The sequence below is a fragment of the Pseudomonas sp. 5P_3.1_Bac2 genome (genome assembly GCF_025465995.1).
Taxonomy (GTDB): Bacteria; Pseudomonadota; Gammaproteobacteria; order Pseudomonadales; family Pseudomonadaceae; genus Aquipseudomonas.
The window spans coordinates 844,540-869,986 of sequence record NZ_JANLNY010000006.1; the positions used below are offsets into that span (position 1 = coordinate 844,540).

Sequence of the window (25,447 nt, forward strand, 5' to 3'; positions counted from 1 at the left end):
GATCGGGCCTGGGTGACCCGATCTCAATTACCTCTATTTAAGCCGCTAAAGCTTGGTCAGACCCAGGGCCACTGCCAATAGTTTGGATGGATGGATCTGTTTCTGCGCCATGGAACAGTACGTTAAACACATTGTCGGCACCGTGTAAACCGGCGTCGAATGCGCTGTCGGCGATTTTGGCCAGCAGATTCAGGTTGTTGTCCAAATCATGCACAAGTTCGAGCTGCGCTTGAGGGCCAGTCCCGGCAACATTCAGACTACCGTTGGCTTGTGCGTAGAGCTTGCTGTCGAAGTGCAGGTCAAGGCTCGGTAAGGTGAAGCTCAGGTCTTTGATAAATGGCAGTTTCCCCAGCACACTGCCCAACAATGGCAATTCGGTGACGCTATGGGTGTTCCAGCTAACCAACTGAACGTTGGTGTAGCTGCCCAATTCCACAGTGGTTTTCGCACTGGCTACACCGGCGTTGTAGCTTGGCCCGGCGATGCCATAGAACTTGGCTGAGAAGCCTTCGGCAGTCACCGAACCCACTACGCCGATACCGCCCAGATTCAACGGTGTAATCAGCGGCACTAACGGCGCAGTAATCGGAACCAGCGACAAGGCGGCAATAATCAGTGGCGTCAGTGTCGCCTCACCGCCGAAGGAAATACCCTCGCCAGAGAAAGATACGTTGATCGGTAGCGCGCCGATGCTGCCACGGGTGTCCGGGATCACGCCTTGATCGGTGTTGCCACCTAAGAGCGAACCGATCAAATTGATACCGAGCACGCCATTGCTATCACCCAAACTGAGAGAGCCTCCTTTATTGGCGAAGTTGTACAGACTGTTAGCGAACTGCAGGCTATCGCTGGAAAACTGGTAGGCATTGCTGACAGTGCTGTATGCGCCCTGACCTAAATCGCCGATCAGTTTTAGATAGTCTTGGGGTTCGATGCGGCCATGCAGCAGATCGTCAACGATTTCCTGGCTGTTATGGAAAGTGTCATCAATGGTGTGCAGCAACGAGCTTGCGGTATCGTCAACGATCTTCTCGACACTGTCGATCGCTGAATGAACCTTTTTATCTACACTGCTGAGGGCGTCTTTAACGGAGTCGACCACGGTTTCTACCTGATCTTTAGCCAGTTCAGTAGTGGTGGTGACTACGGCTTTTGCCACATCTTTCACCGTATCAACGGTGGCTTCTAAGACTTGGCCTGCACGTTCCACTGAGTTACTGAGAAACTTAGTTACGGCCTTAAAAAATCCCATTTTCATTCCCTCGATAAACTTATCAAAAATCTCTAAACAGCCTGATTATTTTACGGGCGTGCCGCTACAGCGGGACCGTAGGACACGCTGCGTGCCGAGAATAACTGAATCTTATTAAATGGGTATCTACTTGTACTTCATATAGATATGAATTTTTTAGTTATTACAAAGAAAAACCTAAAAGTTGTCAGTTTGACTGACAATAAATTAGAGCTTAATAAACACGGCAAATAACTTGATTGATACTGTTAATCAGCAGTCTTTATAACGACACACTAACCTGTGCAGAAGGTAGTTCTGTAAATATTAAACTGTGTTTGAGGCGCAGCTTAAGCAGGAGGGGCTGGGACACCAGCTCGGCACGATAAACCGAGCTGGTAGGCGGTGTTATTGAAAGATATTGCTCTCAATACAGAAGGTCAGCAGGGCTTGATCGTTGGCCACGTCAAGCTTGCGCATGCTGGAGATTTTTTGCGCACTCACTGTTTTGACACTGCGATTGAGCACGCGGGCGATGTCATTGACGGATAAGCCGCCGACTACAAAGTGACGCAGTACTTCATATTCCTTTAGTGACAAGCTAGCAATGCGGCTTTGCGTATCGTCCTGCATGCCTACGCTAGTCGCCGCTTGCACGGCCGCGCCGCGATAGGTGCGCTTGCGCAAGATGGTGTTAAGGGCCACTAGCAGCTCGTTTAAATCACCGGTTTTCAACAGCACCCCTGCTACGCCCAAGTCATACAGACTGGAGAGTAAGGGGCTGTTGTTCATCATGGTGAGGATGAGGATTTTGCTTTGCGGATAGCGCCTCAGCAGGTACTCAATAAGCTTTAACCCATCGCCGTAAGTGGTGTCTCCGGGCATGTTGTAGTCAGTGATGACGATATGTGGCTGATGCTGCTCGTAGAGCTGCACTAACTCACTGGAGTTATGTGCCTCGCCGACTAGCTCGAAGCGTGAGTCACGCTCGATTATCTCCCTGACCCCCATTAAGACGATGGGGTGATCATCTGCTACGACAACTTTGACCTTTTCCATAAAACCGTATCCCGCTACCGAATCCGGCCTAGGGCCAGAACTAATCCATGCGCCGCAGCCTGATGGCTTCGCGCGTTTGTCAGAGGTGCCTAGAGGCTGGCTAGGGCAGCCTCAATCTGCTCCAGCAAGGCGCTGACCCTGTGCAGTCGTGCTTCGCCTTGCAAACTACTGAGTTGGTTCTCGACTTCGCCGCAAGCGGCTTCTAAGTGACGGGCCTGTACCACGGCCAAGGAGCCGCGCATCCGATGTATGCGTTGCCTGACCTGAGTAAAATCCGCTTGGCTCAGAGCTTCGCGAGTCATGCGTAAGTCTTCGCGCATGGTCTGCATAAAGAGCTTATGCATGCGCTGCGGCACTTCCAGGGGCGTTTTCGCGCTGGGTGCCGGTGCCTCTGCCAATGGGCGCTGGCCGACCGCGCGGTGTAAACATTCGTACAGCGCTTGCAGGCTCATCGGTTTAACCAACCAAGCGTTCATTCCTGCATCGCGGCCGCGCTGCACCTCCTCACGCAGGGCATTGGCGGTCACACCGATGATGGGCAGCCCCACTCCGCGGGCGCGTAACGTACGAGTCAGTTCATAACCATTGAGGTTGGGCATGTTGAGGTCGGTCAACACCACATCAAACTCCTCTTCCTCGAAGCGGCCTAGGGCTTCGCGACCATCGGCGCAGATTGTTGCGCTGCAGCCGAGGGCTTGCAGTTGCTCGGCGATCAGCGCTTGGTTGACCGGGTTGTCCTCGGCGACCAAAACCCGCAGCGGCAATTTCTCCAGTGTCGGCTTGGTTTCAGATTGTTGTTCTGGCCAGTATTCGCCACGGATCGTGGCTTGCACCGCTTGGGCTATGCCGCGCAGGCTGTGCAGGCTGACTTGCCAAGCGCCATTGACGTACTGCGGTTTGATGCTGCCATCCGCCAGCAACAGGACTTGCGCAGCCGCTTGCTGTGGGTTGGTCTGAGGCTCTGGTAGCAGCTCAATGATCAGATCCGCTTCGCTGGCATCACGCCCACGCTCATTGCAATCGACCACCAGCCCCCAACGAATTAGCCAGAGGCTGATGCTCTCGCTGAGTTCCCGCAGTGGTGCGCGCAGAAGGATATGGGCGCTGTCGAGATGGATATCATGCAGGGCCGGCATCGCTGGCCGCGCCTCTTGCAGCGGCAGGGTCAGGGTAAAGCTGCTGCCTAAACCCAGCTCACTGACCACCTGTAAATCGCCTTCCATCAAGCTGCACAGCCGCGAGCAAATCGCCAGCCCCAAGCCGGTGCCACTGGTGGTGTGGCTATCGCTGACCTGATAAAAACTTTCGAATAGGCGCACCTGTTGCTCTTGGCCAATGCCAATCCCGGTGTCGGTGATTTGCCACTGCAGTTGGATGCCCTTGGCACTGCGCCCTGCCACTTTTAGGCGCAGCACTACGCGGCCCAGCTCGGTGAACTTGATGGCATTACTCAGCAGGTTGTTGAGGATTTGGCGGATCCGTACCGCATCGCCTAAAAGCCGCTCAGGGACTTCCGGATCTATGCAGCTATACAGCAGCAACCCTTTGTTCGCAGCGGTGCCCGCATAGCTGCGTATGACCTCCTCGAGCATCTGCAATGGGCTGAATTCCAAGTGCTCCAAGACCATCTGCCCAGCTTCGATTTTTGATACATCGAGGATGTCGCTGATCAGCTGTAACAAGGTCACCGAAGAACCTTGAATGGTTTCCAGATAGGTCCGTTGGCGGGCGTTTAAGTCGGTTAAGCCGAGCAGTTCAAGGGTGCCCAGAGCACCATACAGCGGGGTGCGGATCTCATGGCTCATGGTGGCCAGGAACACGCTCTTGGCCTCGCTGGCCGCATCGGCGGCGCGCTTGGCTTGGGCTAAGGTTTGCTCCACTTCCTTATGGGCGCTGACGTCATTGAACACGCAGAGGATAGCTTGCTGGCCTTGGAAACGAGTCTGGGCAAAGTTGCCATGCAGATATCGCTCACCGACCCTGGCGGTGACGGCGTTGAGCGGATCAATCAGCTGATCGGCCTGATCGAAACGGCACAACTCACGGATCAATGTGCTGATCTGTTCAGGGTTGCCCAGCCAGGTCTGGGCCAGGGTGTTATGCACCATCACCCGTTGATCGCTGCGCTGCACCACACACAGGGCCACGGGTGCGGTTTGGATGATGGTGCGACTGAAACTTTCGCTTTCCTGCAGATGTTGGTGCGCAGCACTGGCCGGCTGGATCACTCTGCGCGCATACCAGCGCTTGACCAGCCACCCGCCGAGCACGGCCAGCATCGCCAGCAGCACTGCGCCGAGTAGCTGCCATTTGGCGTATTGAAAAAACACCCGGTAACCCAGGTGATACTGGGCTACCCAGGGTTGGTTGTCATCGCTGATGACTTTGATCACGACACCTTGGGTCGTGAAGTTAAGCCCCGGGTTAAAGCGCTCGTTCGTACTACCCTGCCCCATCAACAACTGCCCTTCGGGACTCAGCAGATCCAAGCTATCGAACACTTGGCGCTCCAGCACTTGTTCGTAATCGTTGATGCGCTGCATATCGAGCAGGGTCACTGCGATAATTTGCCGGCCAGGGTCTTGCTGCCACCATAGGGCGTCAGGCAGCTTGGCCCGCACGTAGCCCATCAACGCTGGATGGCCATTGATAAAGTCTTGGGTGGGCGCCCAATGCACTTGGTCAAGGTCGTGGCGAGTCACCGCTCTCGCCAACAGCTTGCGCATCACCCCCAATGAGCGCGGATAGGTCTGCCAGGTGAGATTCTCATGCAGCGGCATGTGGCCGAATGCAGGCACTGCCAGGCTGGTATGCCCGTGCAAGTCGATGATGGCGGTCTGCGGCGAGGGATAGGCCGATAAACTCCAAAACCTTGAGTAAAAGTTCGCCAGCATCACGCCTAGGGCGAACACGCCTTTGTCATGTTCGACATCGATTGGCGTGTCAGTGCGTGCCAAAGAGAACGGCATGGCGAAGGAGAACTCACGGCCTTCGTAAAACGCCAGGCCCTCGCGCACGCCGACCAGCAGCTGTTGCAGCGGCACTACCTGCCGATCCCGGGCTTGGGTGACCGCGTCACTTTGATGGGCGATGGTGGCTAAGAAACGTTCATGCTCTTGGATATCACCCATGAGCCGGGTGAAGTGGAAATGGATCTTATCTTCGGCTTCTTGCACCACCCTGCTCATCGCCCAATAAGAAGTGGCTAAGAGCAAAAAGGCCAATGCAAATAAGGCAATTAATAAGCGGTTAAGCCGATGTGAAATAGTCGTCAGCTTGGGTACGGACGAATCATCGTATTCCATATAAAAAGTCCCATCCCACAGCACTTCATGTGCGCCTAGCTCCTAATCACTAAAAGCGGGCCTATCCTTAGAAAACCGCCCTTTAGTACTTGCTGCTCGTAGCCATTGGCATTGTTTAATTGCTACCAAAGCCCCGAGCTAGAGCGAATTATGGCCTGTCAGCGGAGAAAATAGCGACCAAGCCGTGAACATTTGTAAGGCTAACTCCCCAGCAACAGCTCAAAGCAGTTACCAGTTAAAACTTAAGCATTAAAAAATCGCTCTGTGCTGGGTCACTCGTTCTTTCAGGCTTGGGCCAGGGCAAAAGTTTGGCCAAAAGCTTGGGTGTTTAATGCTTCTCCAATTAAAAAGCCCTGTATATGGTCACAACCCAGCTGGTTGAGTAAGTCCAGCTCGGCTTGGGTCTCTACCCCTTCGGCAATGACGGTTAGGCCCAGTTGGTGGCCCAATTGGATAATGCTTTGCAAGGCCGAGGTTTTGTGGGCGTCGTCGATGCAGCCTTGCAATAACGTACGGTCGATTTTCAGCTCACTGAATGGCGTTGACAGCAGCTGATACAGGGAACTGTAGCCTTGGCCAAAATCATCCTGAGCCAGACCAAAACCCATCATGCGCAGTCGACAGGTACCAGCATAGTAGTTGACCGGATTGCGCGCGGTGCTGTTTTCCGTTAATTCAAAGCAAATAGCCGCAGGATCACCGCGTAATTCCTGAACAAGCTGAAGCAGGCGATCAGGCAGGCCGGCGTCGTCGAGTAAATGGGTCGGTAAATTAATCGACACCGGAATCGCCAAGCCCATCTCTGTTTGCCACAGCTGTTGGGCGAGCAGGACCTGGCGGGTCACGCTGAGCAACAACAGCTCATCTAGGCCCGCGTGTTCGATGACGCTAAGAAACATGCCGGGTAGCAACACCTCCCCCGAAGGTTTGACCCAACGCAGCAACGCCTCTGCCGCGACGATGCGATTGTGTTGCAGGGATTTTTTGGGTTGAAACCAAGCGGTCAGCTGGCCGCTGGCGATCGCTTGGCGCAGCTCTTCCTCCGTCACGGAGGTTAGCGCTGGGGCTGGCGGCCTAGGCGGCAGATCGATTTGTTTGAGTAAGTCGGCCAAGTCTTTGGCCTGCACGGGTTTAGGCAGCTTGCCTAGCAGCGGCAACCCGAGAGAGCGCGCCACGATACTGGCACTGGTCAAAACCTGTTGAGTGGAAGAACTCATCAGCACAAGCTGCGGCCTTTGTTCCAACTGAGCCAAATGCTGGATCAGTTGTACGCCATCGACCTGCGGCAACATCAAATCACTGAACACCAGGTCAAACACTTCGCGCTCTAAATGACAGATGGCCTGCAACCCATCTTCAGCCCAGGTTAGTTGCATCAGCCCTTGCTCACGCAATAGGTGCAGCAGATGCTCACGCTGAAACGGTTGATCCTCGACGACCAACACCCGATAACCCAATTTGTTCATGCAGGCGCCTGAATAGTGGCCAAGCAGTTGGCCAGAGCGTTTAAGTCAATAGGTTTCACTAGGCACAGATTCATGCCGGCCTGCAGGCAGCGGTCATTTTCGTCCTGCATGGCATTCGCCGTGGCGCCAATGATCGGCGCACTGCAGCCGCGCCGGCGCAGCTCGGTCGCCAGCTCGTAACCGTTCATGCCTGGCATGTTGATATCGGTCAGCACCGCGTCATATTCGGCGGCTTGCCAACTTTCTAAGGCGTGCAAACCGTCGCTGACGAGCTCGACGCAACAGCCCAGAGCTTCCAACTGTTCGCGGATGATCAGTTGGTTGATGATGCTGTCTTCGGCCACTAGCAAACGCAGCCCGAGCATGGGCAGGCGTTCGTTGCACTCGTCCGCTATGGGCTCATCTTTTTGCTCGCCCAAGGCCATGGTGATCGCCCGGCGTAAGATGCCGAGGTCATAGGGTCCGACCAGCCATTCACGGCCTTGGCCGCCTGGGTTTTGCGCGCCCTCATCGCAAATCACCACGCGCCTGCCCTGCCACTCCGGCAAGCATGGCTCGGCGCCTGCGTCGAGGCGCATTTCCAGCAATAACGCATCCTTGGTTTGGTTGTAGCGGCCATCAATCACCTGGCTCTTTGCCCCCCAGCGGTTGAGCCAGCTGCAGATGTTGTCGGAGAGCTCACGCACCGGGGTGTGCACATGGATGAGCGCGCCGCTTAATGACGGCCCCGAACTGCTATTGGAGATGACTTCCAGGGGCACCCTGAGATTAAAACTACTGCCTAAACCCAGCTCACTGATCACACTGAGCTGACCTTGCATCAGCTCGGCTAAACGCATGCAAATGGATAAGCCCAGCCCCGTGCCACCGGCGCGCTGCGGCTGGCTGGCAACTTGGTAAAAAGGTTTGAACAGACGTGGCTGCTCGGCAGCGCTGATGCCCATACCGGTGTCGGTGACTTGCCAGATCAAGGTGAGTTGGTTGGCACTGCGGCTTTCCATGCGCACACGCAGTACCACGCGCCCGCTGTCGGTGAACTTAACCGCGTTACTGAGCAAGTTATTCAGCACCTGACGCAGACAGTTGACGTCACCACGTACCCGCTCGGGGATCTGCGCGTCGGCGCAAAAGTAAAACTGCAAGCCCTTGCTGCGCGCCGATGCGGCATAGCCCTGCATGACTTCCTGGAGCAATTCCAAGGGCGAAAACTCGACTATCCGCAGCACCAGCTTGCCGGCTTCAATCTTGGCCACATCCAGCACATCGCTGATCAACTGCTGCAGCGCGGTGGACGAACGCTGAATGGCATACAGATAGCTTTGCTGCTGGTTATCCAAGGTTGTGCGACCGAGTAACTCCAGGGTGCCCAATACGCCATACAGGGGCGTACGAATTTCATGGCTCATGGTGGCCAGAAATTGGGTTTTAGCCTCGTTAGCTGAATCGGCCAGTTGCTTGGCGCGGGCCAGTTGCGCCTCCACTTCTTTGCGCACACTGATATCGCTGAAGGCGCAGAACAAGACTTCTTCGCGCTGGTAACGGGTGGGCATGTAACTCAGGTAGAGATGGCGGTCATCGATCAGACCAACCTCTTCAAAGCCATTGCTGTTATGGCTGGAAAATGAGCTGACAACCCAGTCGTAGAGGGATTGCCGTGCCTCGACATCACCTAACCATTTTTGCGCCAAGCGGTTTTCCAGAGCCACTTTGCCATCGGCGCGGCGTAATACGCAGAGCGCCACAGGAGAGGCGTCGATGACCGCGCGCAGAAAATTTTCGTTTTCTGCCAAGGCCTCTAAGCGGCGCTGGGCGGGATTGATTAAACGGGTTTCGATGCGTCGACATAAACGCCAGATGACAATCCAGGCGCCGCAGCCGAGCATCCACGCGAGGGTCACCGGCCACCATAACGGCGCCATTAAAGTGCGTAACTCGACGTAATAAATCAGGCCCCAACCGCTGCTGCCCAAGTGCTTGAGCAGTTCAAGGCGAGCCGGCAGCGGACCTAAACCGGCAAAGGCAAAACTATCGCCCTTCCACACATCACCTAAGGTTTTGCCCGGTTTGATTAACTGGCTACCCACCACCTGATGCTGATCTTGATCAAGCAATTGAAAGTTGCCAGCCACCGGAACGTTCAAGGCTTTTTTGACATCACTGCCGCGCGCTTCAATGCCCAGCCAGCCAGCATCCAAGCTGTCGGAAATGCGCGTGAACAAATACACCCGCACCACTGCGCCACTGTCGTCGCTCAGCCAACGCACACCGCCCGGCTGACCTTCGGCGTCCCAGTTGGCTAAGCGCTCCAGTACTGAGCTGGGCACGTCTTGGCCGCCGGCAAAAGATTCATGGAGGCGATACACCGGCTGGCCAAGGCTGGAGTCGACGTACAGCAAGTTGAGTCGCTTATCATCCAACTCCCGTACATCGCGGCCGGATAACAACAGACTCCAGCGTTTGGCCGGATCGCCCAAGGGCTGGTTGATATACGAATGGGCTGAGAGCGGATGATCCAATCGCCCCATCGACTGCAAGGGTTCCACCGCTTGGTAGAGCACGCCACGGTTCAGGTGGGTGAGCAGCGCTTCGCGCTTATACAGGTACAACTGGGCATCGTACATGGCCCCGTTCATGACCCGGCGATGCTGGGAAATTTGCTGGTTGAACAGTGTGGAAAGATAAAAAAATAAGGCTAACGCCAGGCACGCCAAGACCACCCCAGCCAATAGCCGAAGTAATTTACGGGCTGCTCGTGGGGTGGAAAAAATGGAGTCGTTGAATAGCAGAAAGTTTCTGAGTTGCATCTGTTCATGCTGGCTGTATGCCGCTCCAGTCACCATCAGAAAAATCTAATAGTGGCCGAGGGTTATACCTCCAGCTGCTGCGGCCAAAATGTCTCGAAGCCGCAGCGACAGGTAGATGACGCCTATTCGGCGGTTTGCAGAATCACCCGCCCACGGGTTGGGCAGGAATGGATGTAGTTGTGAGCCGCGACGACATCCGTCAACGGGTAGACCCGATCAATCAGAGGACGCAGCAAGCCATCACCGGTCAGCTGATTAATAGCCGTAATGGCTTTGTTCACCGCCACCTCATCTTGGGGGATCGCCAGCTCTTCTTTGCCGGTGAAATTGCCAATGCAGTGGACGAAGAACTGGATGTTTTTCTGGAAGGCGGCGCAGGCCGGAAATGGCGTTTCATTGCCGCCTTGCAGATCAAACAACACCAAGCGCCCACGCGGTGCCAAGGCATCGCCCAGCAGCGACATTTGCGCCCCGCCGAGGGAGTCCATGACCACATCAACGCCGCGGCCGGAAGTGAGTTTTTCCACCCGGGTGACCAGATCTTGTTCCTCGGTGAGGATGATATCGTCAGCCCCCTGCTCTTTCAGGAAGTCCACATCTTCACTGAACGACGTGGCCGCAATCACACGGGCGCCCAAGGCTTTGGCCATCTGCACAATGTTTGGCCCCCAACAGCGACTGGCCGCGGTGACTAACACGCTTTCACCGGCGCGCAATCGGGCTAACTCGGTAAAGCCAAACCAACCGATCATCGATGGAAAGTAATGGCCGGCTGCTTGCACAGCGGTCAGGTTGGCCGGATAACGGGCCAGCGAGCTGCGTGGCAAAAGCACATGATCGGCATAGCAGGGATAGCGGTTGGTGCTTTGCGCAGGGAAGCTGGCGACTTTGTCGCCGATGGCTAAATCATCTACGCCCTCCCCAACAGCCAGCACCACCCCGGCCACTTCGTTGCCCAAACCAGCAGGCAACTGGGCACGGGTGTGGGCCAAATTTTGCCGCCACAGCACATCGGTCCAGCTCACGCCGATGGCCTCCACAGCGATTAATACTTCGCCCGCGGCCGGTGCTGGCGTTGGACGTTCTTCGAGCGTGAGGACTGAAGCGTCGCCAAACTCATGGAAACGTACGATGCGAGACATGACAAACCTCTTCGGGTGACTGGCAGTTAGGGGACATACGCGATACTTTGCTACAAAATAGTGATGCCCCCTCATAAGCATGAACTTTATCCGGGCACAGTCAGCATTTCCACAGGACATGACTGATACTTACCATGCTTGACGCTGATGATCTGCGCTGAGAGCTGTAATAGCCGGCATCTTGCTCCACAACCTGATTCAGCATTAGCCTTAACAAACCTGCCCCCACCGTGCCTTTCCAGGATGGATAGCGGATGAACCGTAACGATCTTCGTCGTGTCGATCTGAACTTGCTGATTGTGTTTGAAACACTGATGTACGAGCGCAGCGTCACACGGGCGGCAGAAAAACTCTTTCTCGGCCAGCCGGCGATCAGTGCCGCTTTGTCACGCTTGCGCACGTTGTTTGACGATCCTCTATTTGTGCGTACCGGGCGCAGTATGGAACCCACTGCGCGGGCCATGGAAATCACCGCCCTGCTCTCGCCAGCGCTGGATTCGATTTCCACGGCGGTCAGTCGCGCAGCTGATTTTCACCCAGAAAGCAGCAATGCGGTGTTTCGTATTGGCCTGTCCGATGACGTTGAATTTGGTCTGCTGCCGCCCTTGATCAAACGCTTGCGCGCGGAGGCACCTGGAGTGGTGCTGGTGATTCGGCGCACCAATTATTTGCTCATGCCCGCGTTGTTAGCCTCGGGGGAAATCTCCGTAGGCGTCAGTTACACCGAGGACTTACCGGCGAATGCCAAACGCAAAGTATTGCGGCGTAGCAAAGCACAATTACTGCGCGCCGATTCGACACCGGGAAATATAAGTTTGGATGACTTCTGCACAAGGCCCCATGCCTTAGTGTCGTTCTCGGGCGACTTAAATGGCTTTATCGATGAGGAATTGGAGAAGGTTGGGCGCACGCGCCGAGTCGTGCTTGCACTACCGCAATTCCAGGGATTAGCCACGCTACTAACCGGCACGAATATCCTCGCGACAGTGCCGGATTACACCGCCGCGGCCCTCACTGCCGCCGGTGGCGTGCGAGCGGAAGACTTACCCATTCCCAGTCGTAGTTTTGAACTGCATATGGTTTGGCGTGGTGCCCAAGATAATGATCCGGCTGAGCGATGGTTACGCTCGCGGATTCAGATGTTTTGCGGCGATCCCGATAGCCTGAATTAGCTCACAGGAGAAACACCTGCGTTTTCATGAAATCACGCGATATCACACCTGATATCGCGAAATCATTAAAAATAATAGTCACTTTTGTAGCGTTCGATTCGTGACATTTCGTTACTGACAGCAGACTCCCGCCTCATAAATCACCTCAGGCGGAAGCTCTACCATGAATCGAAGTCTCGTAAGAACTTGGCCCTTATCCGTAACCTTCGCAGCGCTGTTAGCCCTTAGTGGTTGTGGCAAAAGTGCAGAGTCAGCACAAGCCTCAGCAGCAACCAAAGTGACAGTCGCCGAGGTCATTCAACAGCCCATTATCGAGTGGGATGAGTTTACCGGTCGCTTGGAAGCGCCGGAGTCGGTGGTGATCCGGCCTCGTGTGGCAGGTTACATCGACAAGGTGGCTTTCCGCGAAGGTGATTTGGTTAAAAAAGGCGACCTGTTGTTCCAAATTGACCCGCGCCCTTTCGTTGCTGAGGTCAATCGCCTAGAAGCTCTGCTGCAACAATCCAAAGCCACCCAAGCTCGCGCACAAAGCGAGGCCAGTCGTGGCGAGCGGCTACTAAACAGCAATGCCATGTCGACTGAGCTGGCTCAGGCGCGCACTACGGCCGCCGCTGAGGCTAAAGCGGCGACAGCATCGGTGCAGGCGCAGTTAGATACGGCCCGGCTGAACCTCGAATTCACCCACATCACCGCGCCCATCAATGGTCGTGTCAGCCGCGCCTTGATCACTGAAGGCAATTTGGTTGTCGCTGGCGACACCAGTCTGACCAGTGTGGTCAGCACCGACAAGGTATATGCCTATTTCGATGCCGATGAACAGGTGTTCCTCAAGTACAGCCAACTGGCTCGCCAAGCCGGTGGCCAAGTGCGCAATCCCAGTCCGGTGTACTTGGGCCTAACCACAGAGCAAGGCTTCCCCCATTTGGGCAAGCTGGATTTCATCGACAACCAAGTCAACACCCAGACCGGCACGATCAATGGCCGTGCCGTCTTCGATAACAGCGAAGGCCTGTATACCCCAGGTTTGTATGCGCGCATCCGGCTGGTCGGCAGTCAGCAATATGAGGCCATCCTGGTGAAGGACGAGGCCATCGGCACTGACCTCGGCAAGAAGTACGTGATGGTCCTGAGCAAGGACAGCACCGTGCAGTACCGCGGTGTCGAGATTGGCCCGCGTTTGCTGGGCCTGCGCATCATCCGTAGCGGTCTGCAGCAAGGTGATCGGATTGTCATCAATGGCCTGATGCGCATTCGCTCAGGCAATACCGTGGACGCTGAAGTACAGACGATGGCCGATGCCTCCACCCTGGCGGAGCTCAGCAAACAACGGCAGTTGCTCGAACGCCAGGCTACCGCCCAGACCAACTCTGACAGCACTGCACCGCGCGGTTGATAGGTAGATAGCCATGAATTTTTCTCAGTTCTTCATTCACCGACCGAGATTTGCAGCAGTGCTATCACTGCTCATCCTGCTCGCCGGACTGATCTCGGTGTTTCAACTGCCGATCAGTGAATACCCGCAAGTTGTCCCCCCTACTGTGGTGGTTCGTGCGTCCTATCCAGGTGCTAACCCCACGGTGATTGGCGAAACAGTGGCCGCGCCACTGGAGCAGGCCATCACTGGCGTCGAGAAGATGCTCTACATGTCGTCCCAAGCCAACAGTGACGGGCGCCTTACCCTGACCGTGACCTTTGCCCAAGGTACCAACTTGGACATTGCCCAAGTCCAGGTGCAGAACCGGGTGACTCGCACCATGCCGGTACTACCGGTAGAAGTGCAGCGCCTCGGGGTGACCGTGGATAAAGCCTCGCCGGACCTGACCATGGCCGTGCACTTGATCTCCCCAGATAAGCGCTACGACATGCTGTATCTGTCCAGCTATGCCACGGTCAACATCCGTGATGAGATTGCCCGCTTGGATGGCGTCGGTGATGTGCGCGTGCTGGGCCTAGGCGACTATTCCCTGCGCGTGTGGCTCGATCCGAACAAAGTAGCTTCGCGCAACCTGACTGCCAATGATGTAGTGACCGCGATCCAGGAGCAAAACCGTCAGGTTGCGGCCGGCTCGCTCGGTGCACCGCCAGCCCCTGGCAGTAGCTTCCAACTGTCGATCAACACCCAGGGCCGCTTGGTCACTGAAGAAGAGTTTGAAAACATCATTATTCGCTCCGGGGCTAATGGTGAGATCACCCGCTTGAAAGACATTGGCCGGGTCGAATTAGGCTCAAACCAGTACGCCCTGCGCTCCTTGCTCAACAACGAGGAAGCCGTGTCCTTGGCGGTGTTCCAACTGCCTGGTGCCAACGCTTTGGATGTGTCCTCAGCCGTGCGCAAGCGCATGGAAGAGCTGAAGAAGAGCTTCCCAGAAGGCATGGACTACACCATCGTCTATGACCCCACCGTGTTCGTCCGTGGCTCTATTGAGGCAGTGGTGCATACGCTGTTTGAAGCCATGGTGCTGGTGGTGCTGGTGGTCATCGTGTTCCTGCAAACCTGGCGCGCCTCGCTGATTCCGCTGTTGGCCGTGCCGGTGTCGTTGGTCGGTACCTTTGCCGCCATGCATATGCTCGGCTTCTCGCTCAACGCACTGTCTTTATTCGGCTTGGTGCTAGCGATCGGGATTGTGGTGGACGATGCCATCGTGGTGGTGGAAAACGTCGAGCGAAACATCGCCTTAGGACTGTCTCCGGTCGAGGCGACGATCAAGGCGATGAAGGAAGTGACCGGGCCGATCATCGCGACGGCTCTGGTGCTCTGTGCAGTGTTCGTGCCCACGGCGTTTATTACCGGTTTAACCGGCGAGTTTTATCAGCAGTTCGCTTTGACCATTGCCATCTCTACCGTGATCTCGGCGTTTAACTCACTGACCTTGTCGCCAGCGCTGGCCGCCGTGTTACTTAAGGGCCATGACCAACCTAAAGATCGCTTCTCGCGCTTCTTGGATAAAATCCTCGGGGGCTGGTTCTTCACCCCCTTCAACCGCCTGTTTAGCCGCGCCAGTAACGGTTATGTTGGCGTGGTGCGCCGAGTGCTACGCGGCAGCACGGTGGCGCTGATTGTCTATGCCGGGTTAATGGGGCTGACCTATCTGGGCTTTGCCACAACGCCGACTGGTTTCGTGCCGCAGCAAGACAAACAATATCTGGTCGGCTTCGTGCAACTACCGGATGCCGCGAGCCTGGACCGCACCCAAGCAGTGACTGAGCGCATGAGCGCCATCGCCAAAGCGCACCCAGGTGTGCAGAACGCGGTGGCCTATCCGGGGCTGTCGATTAACGGCTTCACCAATAGCCCGAACAGTGCGGTGGTGTTTACCCCGCTCAAGCCCTTTGACGAACGTAAGGACCCATCCCTCAGTGGGCCAGCCATTGCAGCGGATCTGAACCGTCAATTTGCCGAGATTCAAGATGGCAACGTGGTGCTATTCGGGCCACCGGCAGTACTGGGCTTGGGCACCCTGGGCGGCTTCCGTTTGCAACTGCAAGACCGTGGCAGCTTGGGCTATAACGAGATGTACAAAGTCACCCAAGAAGTCATCGCCAAAGCACGGACCCTGCCGGAGTTAAACCCTAACTCGGTGTTCACCAGCTACCAAGTCAACGTGCCGCAGTTGTACGCCAACATTGACCGGGAAAAGGCCAAGAGCCACGGTATCGACTTAAACGAGGTGTTCACCACCTTGCAGGTTTATCTGGGCTCGCTGTACACCAACGACTTCAACCGTTTTGGCCGTACCTATCAGGTCAACGTGCAAGCCGATCAACAGTTCCGTATGGATGCCGAACAGATCGGGCAACTGAAAGTGCGCAATAACCTTGGGGAAATGGTGCCGCTGGCGTCCATCCTTAAGGTCGAAGAAACCGCAGGCCCGGATCGGGTGATGCACTACAACGGTTTCCTCACTGCTGAAATCAACGGCGCCGCGGCCCAAGGCTACAGCTCCGGGCAAGCTGAAGAGGCCATGGCCAAACTGCTCGATCAGGAACTGCCTAACGGCATGACCTACGAGTGGACCGACATGACCTTCCAGAAGATCCTCGCCGGTAACACCGCGATCATCGTCTTCCCCATCTGTGTGCTGCTGGCCTTCTTGGTACTGGCTGCACAGTACGAAAGCTGGAGCCTGCCACTGGCGGTGATTCTGATCGTGCCTATGACGTTGCTCTCGGCCATTACCGGGGTGATCTTAAGTGGTGGCGACAACAACGTGTTCACCCAAATTGGCTTGATCGTATTGGTCGGGCTTGCCTGCAAGAACGCCATTCTGATTGTCGAGTTTGCCAAGGAGCAGCAAGAGGAAGGCAAGGATCGTATGAGTGCTGTGCTGGAGGCCTGTCGTCTGCGCCTGCGGCCGATTCTGATGACCAGTATCGCCTTCATCATGGGGGTCGTGCCGCTGGTGCTGTCTACCGGCGCCGGTGCCGAGATGCGCCATGCCATGGGTGTCGCAGTATTTAGCGGCATGCTCGGGGTGACCTTCTTTGGTCTGCTACTGACCCCGGTGTTCTACGTGTTGATCCGCGCCTATGTCGAGAAGAAACAAGCGCAAAAAGCAGCCTTGGCTCAAGCCAGTGGAGTCGCAAAATGAGAGCAATTATCCCTGTTCTGATTCCCAGCCTGTTAAGCCTGGCCCTGGCTGCCTGTGTGGTGGGGCCTGATTACAAGGCCCCAAAATCAAGTGCTACTGCGCCGGTTGAGTCAACCGGCCAAGGCTACGACCACTCGCGTTTCGAGGCGAAATGGTGGCAGCAGTTCGATGACCCGACGTTGAATCAGCTGGTTGAGTTAGCGTTGGATAACAACCGTGATCTGGCAGTGGCGTTCTCCCGCCTCAAAGCCGCCCGGGCGATCCGCGATGATGTGGCGAATGACCGTTTCCCTACGGTCACTAGCCGCACTTCGGGCAGCTTCGGCCGCTCGTTAGTGCCAGGCTCAGACAGCGAACGGCAAAAGACCGAGAGCTATGACCTGGGGCTGGACATGATCTGGGAGGTCGATCTGTTCGGCCGCATCCAGCGCCAATTGGAGTCCAGTGAGGCACAAATCCAGGTCGCGGAAGCGGACCTGCAACAGCTGCAAGTCAGCATGATCGCCGAGCTGGTCAACGCCTATGGCACCCTGCGCGGCGATCAACAACGGGAAAAGATCGCCCGCGACAACTTGGCGTACCAGAAGCAGACCTACGACCTCACCGTGCAACTGCGTGACAACGGTGTGGGCGATGAGCTCGACGTGCTGCGCAGTGAAGCCACCTTGGCTGCTACCGAAGCCAGCGTGCCGCAACTGCAGGCCGCTGAAGCGGTATCCAGCAATCGCATCGCCACCCTGCTCGGCCAGCAAGCTGAGCATATGACGGTCGATTTAGCGCCGAAACAACTGCCGGCCATCAGCAAGGCACTGCCGATTGGTGATCCAACGGCGCTACTGCGGCGGCGCCCGGATATCCGCTCGGCTGAGCGGCAATTGGCAGCGGCCACCGCCGATGTTGGCGTGGCAACCGCCGATTTGTTCCCGCAGGTGAGCTTGGGCGGCTTCCTGGGTTTTACCGCCGGGCGTGGTTCGCAGTTGGGTTCATCAGTAGCTCGGGCTTGGAGTTTGACACCATCGATTACCTGGTCGGCGTTTGATCTGGGCAGCGTTAAGGCGCGTTTGCGCGGTGCCAAAGCCACCGCTGAAGGCGCCGTGGCAACCTACGAGCAGCAGGTGTTGTTGGCTCTGGAGGAATCCGCTAATGCCTTTAGCAGCTACAGCAAAAGTCAACAGCGTCTGCTCTCTCTGGTGCGCCAGTCCGAGGCCAGTCGTGCGGCGGCTGATCAAGCCACACTACGCTATCGCGAAGGCCAGACCGACTACTTGACTCTGCTTGATGCGCAGCGCCAGCGCTTAACGGCTGAAGATGCCCAAGCACAGGCCGAGGTTGATTTGTACAGCGGTATCGTTGCCATTTACCGCGCGTTGGGTGGTGGCCTAGCTCCCGACGCTTAACCGACTCTCCCCGAGGTTGGCTTAGCCAGCCCTTTGCACCCCACGACTGTTTGTCTAGTTGTGGGGTTTTTTAATGCCAAGAATTTTTCCTTTCCAGCACTTAGATGTGGAATTTGCGCTGCGCCAGGCAAATCCGCCGCAGCGGTTTTTTGCCTCACTTAGATCGCCGGTATTTGCGCGCATCAGTCTTGCGGGGTTGAGCACGTCAGAGTGCGATTGCTGCGAACAAGAAAAACCCCACAACGGCAGAGCCGCTGTGGGGTGAGAAGTAAGTCTGTGACTTAGAGCGCGGTGTTTTTTCTCAGCACATAGGTCCGCCACATGGCATAGCCGGGCAGGAAATCTTTGTGCCCGATAATGCTAAAACCGGCTTGGCGGAACTCTTGCTCAATGACATCACGGGTGACTAAAAAGCGGTTTTCTCCACCACGCCCCGCGTCTTTGCGGCTCTGTTCCAGACGTTTGCGTTTCCACGCTTTGAAGTTGCCATCTACCCACAGCGAGACGATCACGGTGTCGCGGCTAACCCGGTGAAACTCACGCAGGATGGTTAGGCGGTTATCACTGGATTCGATGTGATGCAGCAGGCGGATACAGAAAATGCTATCCACTGCGTTGTCGGCCAGATCAATCGCAAAGGCAGAGGTTCTCAGGGTTCTGACCCGTTTCACCACCTCCGCTGGCTGTGCGGCCTGAGCCACACTGAGCATGGCGGCAGAGTTATCGGCGGCGATAATCACGCGGCTTTTATGCTCGGCCAACATCGGCCAAAAGCGCCCGGCACCGCAGGGCAAATCGAGTACCAAGTCAGGTTCGCCGGCCATTTTCAGCGCCTGACGGCCAACCTGTACATCGCGCCAATGGGACAAGCGCCGGGCGAAGTTGGCCCGGTGTTTACGCAAATAATGCTGGGAATGTTGCTTGTCGTATTTACGCGAAAATTCCAGTTCAATGGGCGGCGTTTTGTTCATCACACGGTGTCCTTGAATGAATGCGCCGCCAGACTATCCAGCGGCGTATCAACAACGCGTCAAGGTCATGTGAAAAATGCGTTAAATGAATAAATTTAATAACTTACGGCTTATGCAGGGACTGCCGCTGACTCTGTTTGATCGTCAAACAAGATCACATTAAAGCAACTGCCGCCACTAGCCGAGCTATTCAAATTTATCTGCCAGCCTTGGGCCTGGCAGATGCGTTTGACCAACGACAAGCCCAGCCCCAAGCCCTCCCCTCGGTTGTGCTGACCGCGGACAAATGGCTGGAACATATACTCTTGCTGCTCGGTGGGAATGCCGATGCCGGTGTCTTCCACGCTAAAACCCTGTTCGGTGACGATCAAGTTGACGTGGCCGCTCTCGGTGTAATGCAAGGCATTACGCAACAAGTTACTCAGCACCGTGGCCAACAGCGTGGGGTTAAACAGCCCCGGTGGTTGACCCTCATAGCGCAGGTTGAAAGACAGGCCCTTCTGTTCGATCAAGGGGGCCCAATGGCTGACCTGCGCCTCAATGATATTTTGAACCCCGCATTTAATGTCGACACTGGCATTGCGTTTGTCACGGGCCAACTGCAAGAAGGTCTGCACCAAATGCTGCATATCGTCACAGGCACGATTAATGCGCGCTAATTGTTCCTGTTCACGGGGGCTCAACTGGCCTTCGGCGAGCAACTCGCAGGAAGTGGCGATGATCATCAACGGAGTGCGCAGCTCATGGCTGACGTCACTGGTAAACAGGCGCTCGCGCTCCAAGGATTGGCGGACCTGGCCCAGGGTGCTGTCGAACGCTGAGGCCAGTTGCCCGACTTCGTCATCCGGGTATTGCGGGGCCAAGGGCGGCGCTAAGGAGTGCAACTGATCACGGTGGCGAACTTGCCCAGCTAAGCGGCTGATGGGCGCCATCACCTTGCGCGCCATGATCACGCCTAACCCCCAGGAAGCCAGCACGGCAAACAGGAAGCCGGCTAACACCACGTTAAACAGAGCCTGCTCACGGGATTCAAATTCGTGCTGTTCTTGCACTAACAGATAAGTGCGCCCGTTAATTTCCTGGCCATACAAGTAATAAGCCTGGTCGCCCTCGACCATCTCATTGAAGCCTTCTTTAACTTTGCCGTACTGCGGCGGTATGGGGTACTGGTCACTGTCGGAGGCAAAAAAACGGGTGCTGGCATCCAAGCGCGGCGCGCGGCCATGCTTAAGGTCTTCGTGGAGGATCTGACTCAGCTCGCGGCCCAGTTCCTGAGAAACCAAATGGCCCTCGATGAAATGCACCACGGCGACAATGCCTAAGGAAAACAGACCGCTGACGATGGCGGTCATCAGCACAAACGCCACCAAGATGCGCTGCGCAAATGGTTGCTTAGTGTTCATGATCAAGCTCCGCTAAGCGAAAACCGACACCGTGTAGCGTGTGCAGTAAGGGCTTGGCAAAGGGTTTATCGAGGACTTGCCGCAGTTGATGGATATGACTGCGCAGGCTGTCGCTGTCGGGCGTGTCATCGCCCCAGATGGCCTCTTCGAGCACCTCGCGGCGCACCACGGCCGGGCTTTTTTGCATGAGCAAGGCGAGGATTTTCAAGCCCAGCGGGTTGAGCTTGAGGCTTTGCCCGGCGCGGCTGACATGCAAGGTGTCAAGGTCATAAACCAGATCGGCCACCTTTAACTGGCGCTTACGGCTGCCCTGGCTGCGGCGCAAAATCGCCTCGATACGGGCGACCAGTTCGGACAGGGCAAAGGGTTTGATCAGATAGTCGTCAGCACCGGAACGCAAGCCTTGCAGTCGGTCATCGAGGGCATCACGGGCGGTCAGCATCAGGATCGGCACTTCGTTATTGCCGTCTTCGCGTAAGCGTTGGCAAACCTGAAAGCCATCGATGCCCGGCAGCATGATGTCCAACACAATAAGGTCGTAGTGGCCACTGCTGGCCAGGTGTAGTCCACCCAAGCCATCTTGCGCGCAATCCACGGTGAAACCCTTGAGCTGCAAGTAGTCGAGCACGTTGGCGAGGATGTCGCGGTTGTCTTCAATGACCAGAATGCGCATGCATTAACTCTCTTAAATAGTCCCTAAGTAACGAATTTTTCACGGCGTATTGACGCGCCACTCACATGCACTTGGCAAAAATCTGCCGGACTCATCTCACAAGGATTTCATGATGTCCCGGCTTTATTACGCTCAGCTACGGTATCTGTCCATTATCGGACTGTCATGGTTGCTGGTGTTTTTTCTGACCCGCAGCGTCTTACTGCTCACCCACTTAGGCGATGCCCAGGCAAGTGTTAGCCAATTGCTCGGCATCTACGGCATTGGCCTGATCTACGATCTGAGTTTCCTGCTGTACGCCTTACTGCCGTTGGCCATCTATTTGCTGCTGTGCCCTAACCGCCTGTGGCGGCAACGCTGGCATCAACGCCTGATGCTCGGCGTGATGGCGCTCAGTGTGTTCGTTATGCTGTTTACCGCCGTAGCTGAGTGGCTGTTCTGGGATGAGTTTGGCGTGCGCTTTAACTTTATCGCCGTGGACTATCTGGTTTATTCCAAGGAGGTGGTGAACAACATCCTTGAGTCTTATCCCATCTATCCGCTGCTCGCCGCTTTGGCAGTGGTCGCCGTATTAACCGCAGTGCTGCTGTACAAACCGCTGATGGCCGCACTTAAGGCCCCAACTCTGCCCCGCGGGAGCAGCTTTGCGACCCTGGCAGGACTGGCGGTACTGGCCGGCGTCTGTAGCTTGGTGATTGGTCAGGGTGCTCCCCGTGGCATTGGCGGTAACACCTATCAACACGAATTGGCCAGTAATGGGCCTTATCAATTCTTTGCTGCCTTTCGTAATAACGAGCTCGATTATCAGCAGTTTTACAGCACCCTGCCTAATCAGGCGGTAGCCAGCCTGCTGCGCAATGAAGTCAGCGAACCCAACGCGACCTTTGTCAATGACGATCCTATAGATATACGGCGCAAGATCGACAATGGTGGACAACCCAAGAAACTCAACGTGGTGTTGGTCACCATTGAAAGCCTGAGCGCCAAGTACCTCGGCAGCTTTGGCGATCCGCGCGGTCTGACGCCTAACTTAGATGAGCTGCGTAAACAGAGCCTGAGCTTCAACAACTTCTACGCAACCGGCACCCGTACTGACCGCGGTTTAGAAGCTATTACCCTGTCGATTCCGCCCACACCGGGACGCTCTATCGTTAAACGCATTGGCCGTGAAAGTGGCTACAGCAGCCTCGGCCAGCAACTCGATGCGGCCGGTTACGACAGCGTGTTCATCTATGGTGGACGCGGTTATTTCGACAACATGAACGCCTTCTTCAGCGGTAACGGTTACCGCGTGGTAGACCAAAGCAGTATCGATGAAACCAACATCAGCTTTAAAAACGCTTGGGGCATGGCCGACGAGGATCTCTACAAGGAAACCTTGAAGGTTGCTGATAGCGATTTTGCCGCAGGTAAGCCGTTCCTCTTGCAACTGATGACCACCTCCAATCACCGCCCTTACACCTACCCTGATGGCCGTATTGATATCCCTTCAGGCGAAGGTCGTGAAGGCGCGGTGAAGTACACCGACTACGCCATTGGTGAGTTCCTTAAGCAAGCCAAAACCAAGCCCTGGTTCAAAGACACTATCTTTGTGTTCGTCGCCGACCACACTGCAGGCAGTGCCGGGAATGAAGACTTGCCAGTGGCGAACTACCACATCCCGCTGTTTATTTACTCGCCGGGCAATATCGCGCCGCGTGATTTCACTGATGTGGCCAGCCAAATTGATATCGCCCCGACCCTACTCGGTTTGCTCAACCTCGATTACACCTCGACCTTCTTTGGGCGCAACGTGTTACGCGATGACCGCGCCCCAGGCCGGGCAGTGATCGGCAACTACCAGCACCTGGGGCTGTTTGACGGGCAAAGTCTGGCCATTCTGAGCCCACGCCAAGGTATGCGCCGGCATGACGATGCCTTGGGTCTTAGTCATGAGTTGAAGAGCAACAACAGCGATCCTCTGCTACGCCGCGACATTGCCTACTACCAAGGGGCCAGCATGGCCTTCAAGAAACAGCTACTGACTTGGCACCCCCAGGAAGTAAACACACAGCAATTCAGCAAACGTTAACCCCGCCTTGATGTCTGGCACCGCTTGCGGTGCCAGTACGGAGTCGCTTGATGACCGATTTAGCCAATGATTTTCGTTACAGCCCCCAGGCCGTAGCGCAACACTCCTCACGGCCGTTTAATTTTCGCTTATGGCTGAGCATTCCCCTGCTCTGCATGGTGCTACTACTGATCGTCGAGCCCGCGCCCTTGGACTTCGCCCTCGCCCACTGGTTTTACCAACCCGGGGTAGGTTTTATTGGGGCGAAAAGTTTCGTGCTGGAGGACTTCCTCCACGACCGCGCCAAGCAAGCGGTGATCCTCTTTGGCGTACTTGTGATAGTGGGTTTTATCGCCAGCCTCTTTGTTCAACGCCTCAAACCACAGCGCCTCACCTTGGGTTATTTGGTTCTGTCGCTGACCTTGTCCACCAGCATGGTGGCACCACTTAAAGTCCTCACCGCCGTGCAGTGCCCGTGGAACTTAAGTGAGTTTGGCGCAACGGAAACCTACAGCAACTTGCTCGATCAGCGCCCAGTTACCGATAAACCTGGGCGCTGCTGGCCAGGTGGACATGCCTCGTCAGGTTTTGCCTTGCTCGCCTTATTTTTTGCCCTACGTGATCGCCGCCCGCGCTTGGCCCGTGGCGCCTTGGTGTTTGCCTTAGCCTTGGGTACGGTGTTTTCCGTGGGTCGCATGTTGCAGGGCGCGCACTTCCTCTCGCATAACGTCTGGACGTTGTTGATTGACTGGACGATTTGCGCGCTGTGCTATCGCTGGTTGCTCTATCGACCCAAGGGCATCCACCTAGCAACACTGGGTAAACAGTGATGATCACCGCGCGCCTGATTCGCCAAGTTTGTGCCGCTGTGCTGCTGGCGGCTCTGTCCCTCAGTGCGACGCTCAGCCAGGCCAGTGCCGGCAATACACCGCTGCCAACGCGCCCGGCTAGCTGGGCCAGTGCTGTGCAGCCGTCATTCAACTTGTATCGTATGGATGACGGGCTCTATCGCAGTGCCTTACCTGACGCCACTGATCTCCCGACCCTTGAGCAATTGCAGATTAAAACCGTCATCAACTTCTATCAGCACAGTGATAGCGACTGGCTGAACGACCCCAACATAAAGCAAGTGCAACTGCCGCTTCGTACCGATCGCATTAATGACGCTGATGTGCTCAAGGTGCTGCGCAGTATTCGCTTGGCCCAGAGCAATGGCCCGGTATTGATCCACTGTAAGCATGGGCAGAACCGCACCGGCTTAATCGCGGCGATATACCGCGTTGTCTACCAAGGCTGGAGCAAGGAGCAGGCGTTAGCCGAGATGCAACAAGGCGGATTTGGAGGGGAGGAACGTATGGCTGATGCCGAGAACTATCTAACACGCCTGGACATCAATGCTCTGCAGCTCGCTCTGCAAGATGGCTCCTGCAGCACCTCGCCGTGGGCCCTGTGCCAATGGCTAGGAGCACTGACCCGTCACTAAACATGCATGCCAGCCAGCGGTTGCTGGCTGGCACTGGTTTTAGCTGGTTTGTACGCAACTGGGCTTGCCAGCCGAGTACTTAAGACCAGGGCTCACCGCCGCATTAAGTACCTTCAGCGCACGCGAGCCAATCAGCATAGGAAACTGGAAGTCGCTACGGTCAGTGAGGTTGACCTCGATGGTGTTGAGGTCATCACCGACACACACGTCCATCGCGACCACTGGCCGCTCGGTGAACTGCTGGGCATCATTATGTTGCCGATCACCGGCACGGCGTTTGATATAGCTCATGCGCACCAGCGGCTTTTCAATGACTTGTTCGCCCTGCTCATCATCCAAACCCAACTGAAAGCGTACCCACTCGCCTCCGTCGCGTTTAAAGACGTGAATATTCTTCGCGCTCAGTGAAGCTGTCTCGGCGCCAGTATCCAACTTGGCTGGTAATTGCAGCTGCAGCTCAGGCAGGTGCACATACTCGTGCAAACCGAGAATCTGCGGATCGTTGTTCTCTGCGTCGGCCGCTAATGCACTGATGGGCAAAAGCGCGGTAATAGCGCTCAGCCACAGAACCTTCATTGAGCCACCGAAAAAATTGACTGGACCGGGTAGAGCAAACACAGGCAAAACTCCTATTAATCACCAGGGAGAAAGGCTAACCCTCTGGGCTTAAAACAAACTTAAAAGAGCTAAAAGCACAAAGCC

17 protein-coding genes are annotated in these 25,447 nt (G+C 55.9%); 7 read left to right on the forward strand and 10 right to left on the reverse strand.

The window, feature by feature from the left end:
- Window positions 1–37: 37 nt before the first annotated feature.
- The 6 genes from NTD81_RS08210 to NTD81_RS08235 form a co-directional block, all read right to left on the reverse strand.
- Entirely contained in the window at window positions 38–1,252 is a 1,215-nt protein-coding gene (locus NTD81_RS08210) for a phasin family protein (RefSeq protein WP_262181444.1), read from the reverse strand.
- Window positions 1,253–1,639: 387 nt separating this feature from the next.
- Complete coding sequence (locus NTD81_RS08215; RefSeq protein WP_262181447.1) at window positions 1,640–2,290, reverse strand: response regulator; 651 nt, start codon at window positions 2,288–2,290, stop codon at window positions 1,640–1,642.
- Window positions 2,291–2,379: 89 nt separating this feature from the next.
- Window positions 2,380–5,466, reverse strand: coding sequence for a hybrid sensor histidine kinase/response regulator (locus tag NTD81_RS08220; protein ID WP_262181449.1), 3,087 nt, complete (start codon window positions 5,464–5,466; stop codon window positions 2,380–2,382).
- A 413-nt stretch (window positions 5,467–5,879) separates the two neighbouring features.
- Window positions 5,880–7,061 (reverse strand): EAL domain-containing response regulator, encoded by a 1,182-nt coding sequence (locus NTD81_RS08225; protein WP_262181451.1) that lies wholly within the window; start codon window positions 7,059–7,061, stop codon window positions 5,880–5,882.
- The gene (locus tag NTD81_RS08230) at window positions 7,058–9,682 is read right to left on the reverse strand and encodes an ATP-binding protein (RefSeq protein WP_262181452.1); all 2,625 of its coding nucleotides are present in this window, start codon (window positions 9,680–9,682) and stop codon (window positions 7,058–7,060) included. Before NTD81_RS08230 ends, NTD81_RS08225 begins: the two co-directional genes overlap by 4 nt.
- 305 nt (window positions 9,683–9,987) lie before the next feature.
- Window positions 9,988–11,007: a zinc-dependent alcohol dehydrogenase family protein gene (locus NTD81_RS08235; protein ID WP_262181454.1), complete on the reverse strand. Its 1,020-nt coding sequence runs from the start codon at window positions 11,005–11,007 to the stop codon at window positions 9,988–9,990.
- Between the two features lie 254 nt (window positions 11,008–11,261).
- On the opposite strand from NTD81_RS08235, the gene NTD81_RS08240 reads away from it, so the two are divergent.
- The 4 genes from NTD81_RS08240 to NTD81_RS08255 all read left to right on the forward strand — a co-directional run bounded on the left by NTD81_RS08240 (window position 11,262) and on the right by NTD81_RS08255 (window position 18,165).
- Window positions 11,262–12,179: a LysR family transcriptional regulator gene (locus tag NTD81_RS08240; protein WP_262181457.1), complete on the forward strand. Its 918-nt coding sequence runs from the start codon at window positions 11,262–11,264 to the stop codon at window positions 12,177–12,179.
- 163 nt (window positions 12,180–12,342) lie between these two features.
- A complete protein-coding gene (locus NTD81_RS08245; RefSeq protein WP_262181459.1) occupies window positions 12,343–13,572 on the forward strand; it encodes an efflux RND transporter periplasmic adaptor subunit in 1,230 nt (409 codons plus the stop codon).
- Between the two features lie 13 nt (window positions 13,573–13,585).
- Window positions 13,586–16,768, forward strand: a complete 3,183-nt coding sequence (locus NTD81_RS08250; RefSeq protein WP_262181462.1) for an efflux RND transporter permease subunit — start codon at window positions 13,586–13,588, stop codon at window positions 16,766–16,768.
- A complete protein-coding gene (locus tag NTD81_RS08255; protein WP_262181465.1) occupies window positions 16,765–18,165 on the forward strand; it encodes an efflux transporter outer membrane subunit in 1,401 nt (466 codons plus the stop codon). Before NTD81_RS08250 ends, NTD81_RS08255 begins: the two co-directional genes overlap by 4 nt.
- Before the next feature lie 281 nt (window positions 18,166–18,446).
- Here the strand turns inward: NTD81_RS08255 and NTD81_RS08260 are convergent, their stop codons facing one another.
- From NTD81_RS08260 to NTD81_RS08270, 3 genes are all read right to left on the reverse strand, one after another.
- Window positions 18,447–19,136: a class I SAM-dependent methyltransferase gene (locus tag NTD81_RS08260; protein ID WP_262181467.1), complete on the reverse strand. Its 690-nt coding sequence runs from the start codon at window positions 19,134–19,136 to the stop codon at window positions 18,447–18,449.
- Between the two features lie 110 nt (window positions 19,137–19,246).
- Window positions 19,247–20,539 (reverse strand): sensor histidine kinase, encoded by a 1,293-nt coding sequence (locus NTD81_RS08265; protein WP_262181471.1) that lies wholly within the window; start codon window positions 20,537–20,539, stop codon window positions 19,247–19,249.
- Window positions 20,529–21,212 (reverse strand): response regulator transcription factor, encoded by a 684-nt coding sequence (locus NTD81_RS08270; protein WP_262181475.1) that lies wholly within the window; start codon window positions 21,210–21,212, stop codon window positions 20,529–20,531. The genes NTD81_RS08265 and NTD81_RS08270 overlap by 11 nt, the downstream gene beginning before the upstream one ends.
- Before the next feature lie 112 nt (window positions 21,213–21,324).
- Between NTD81_RS08270 and NTD81_RS08275 the strand changes: the two genes are divergently transcribed.
- The 3 genes from NTD81_RS08275 to NTD81_RS08285 are packed head-to-tail and all read left to right on the forward strand — an operon-like array spanning window position 21,325 to window position 24,745.
- A complete protein-coding gene (locus tag NTD81_RS08275; RefSeq protein ID WP_262181477.1) occupies window positions 21,325–23,283 on the forward strand; it encodes an LTA synthase family protein in 1,959 nt (652 codons plus the stop codon).
- Window positions 23,284–23,333: 50 nt separating this feature from the next.
- A complete protein-coding gene (locus NTD81_RS08280; RefSeq protein ID WP_262181480.1) occupies window positions 23,334–24,092 on the forward strand; it encodes a phosphatase PAP2 family protein in 759 nt (252 codons plus the stop codon).
- Window positions 24,092–24,745 carry a dual specificity protein phosphatase family protein gene (locus NTD81_RS08285; protein WP_262181484.1) on the forward strand — a complete coding sequence of 218 codons (654 nt, stop codon included), beginning with the start codon at window positions 24,092–24,094 and terminating at the stop codon, window positions 24,743–24,745. Before NTD81_RS08280 ends, NTD81_RS08285 begins: the two co-directional genes overlap by 1 nt.
- 39 nt (window positions 24,746–24,784) lie before the next feature.
- Here the strand turns inward: NTD81_RS08285 and NTD81_RS08290 are convergent, their stop codons facing one another.
- Window positions 24,785–25,321: an ATP-dependent zinc protease gene (locus NTD81_RS08290; protein WP_262181485.1), complete on the reverse strand. Its 537-nt coding sequence runs from the start codon at window positions 25,319–25,321 to the stop codon at window positions 24,785–24,787.
- Window positions 25,322–25,447 lie beyond the last annotated feature (126 nt).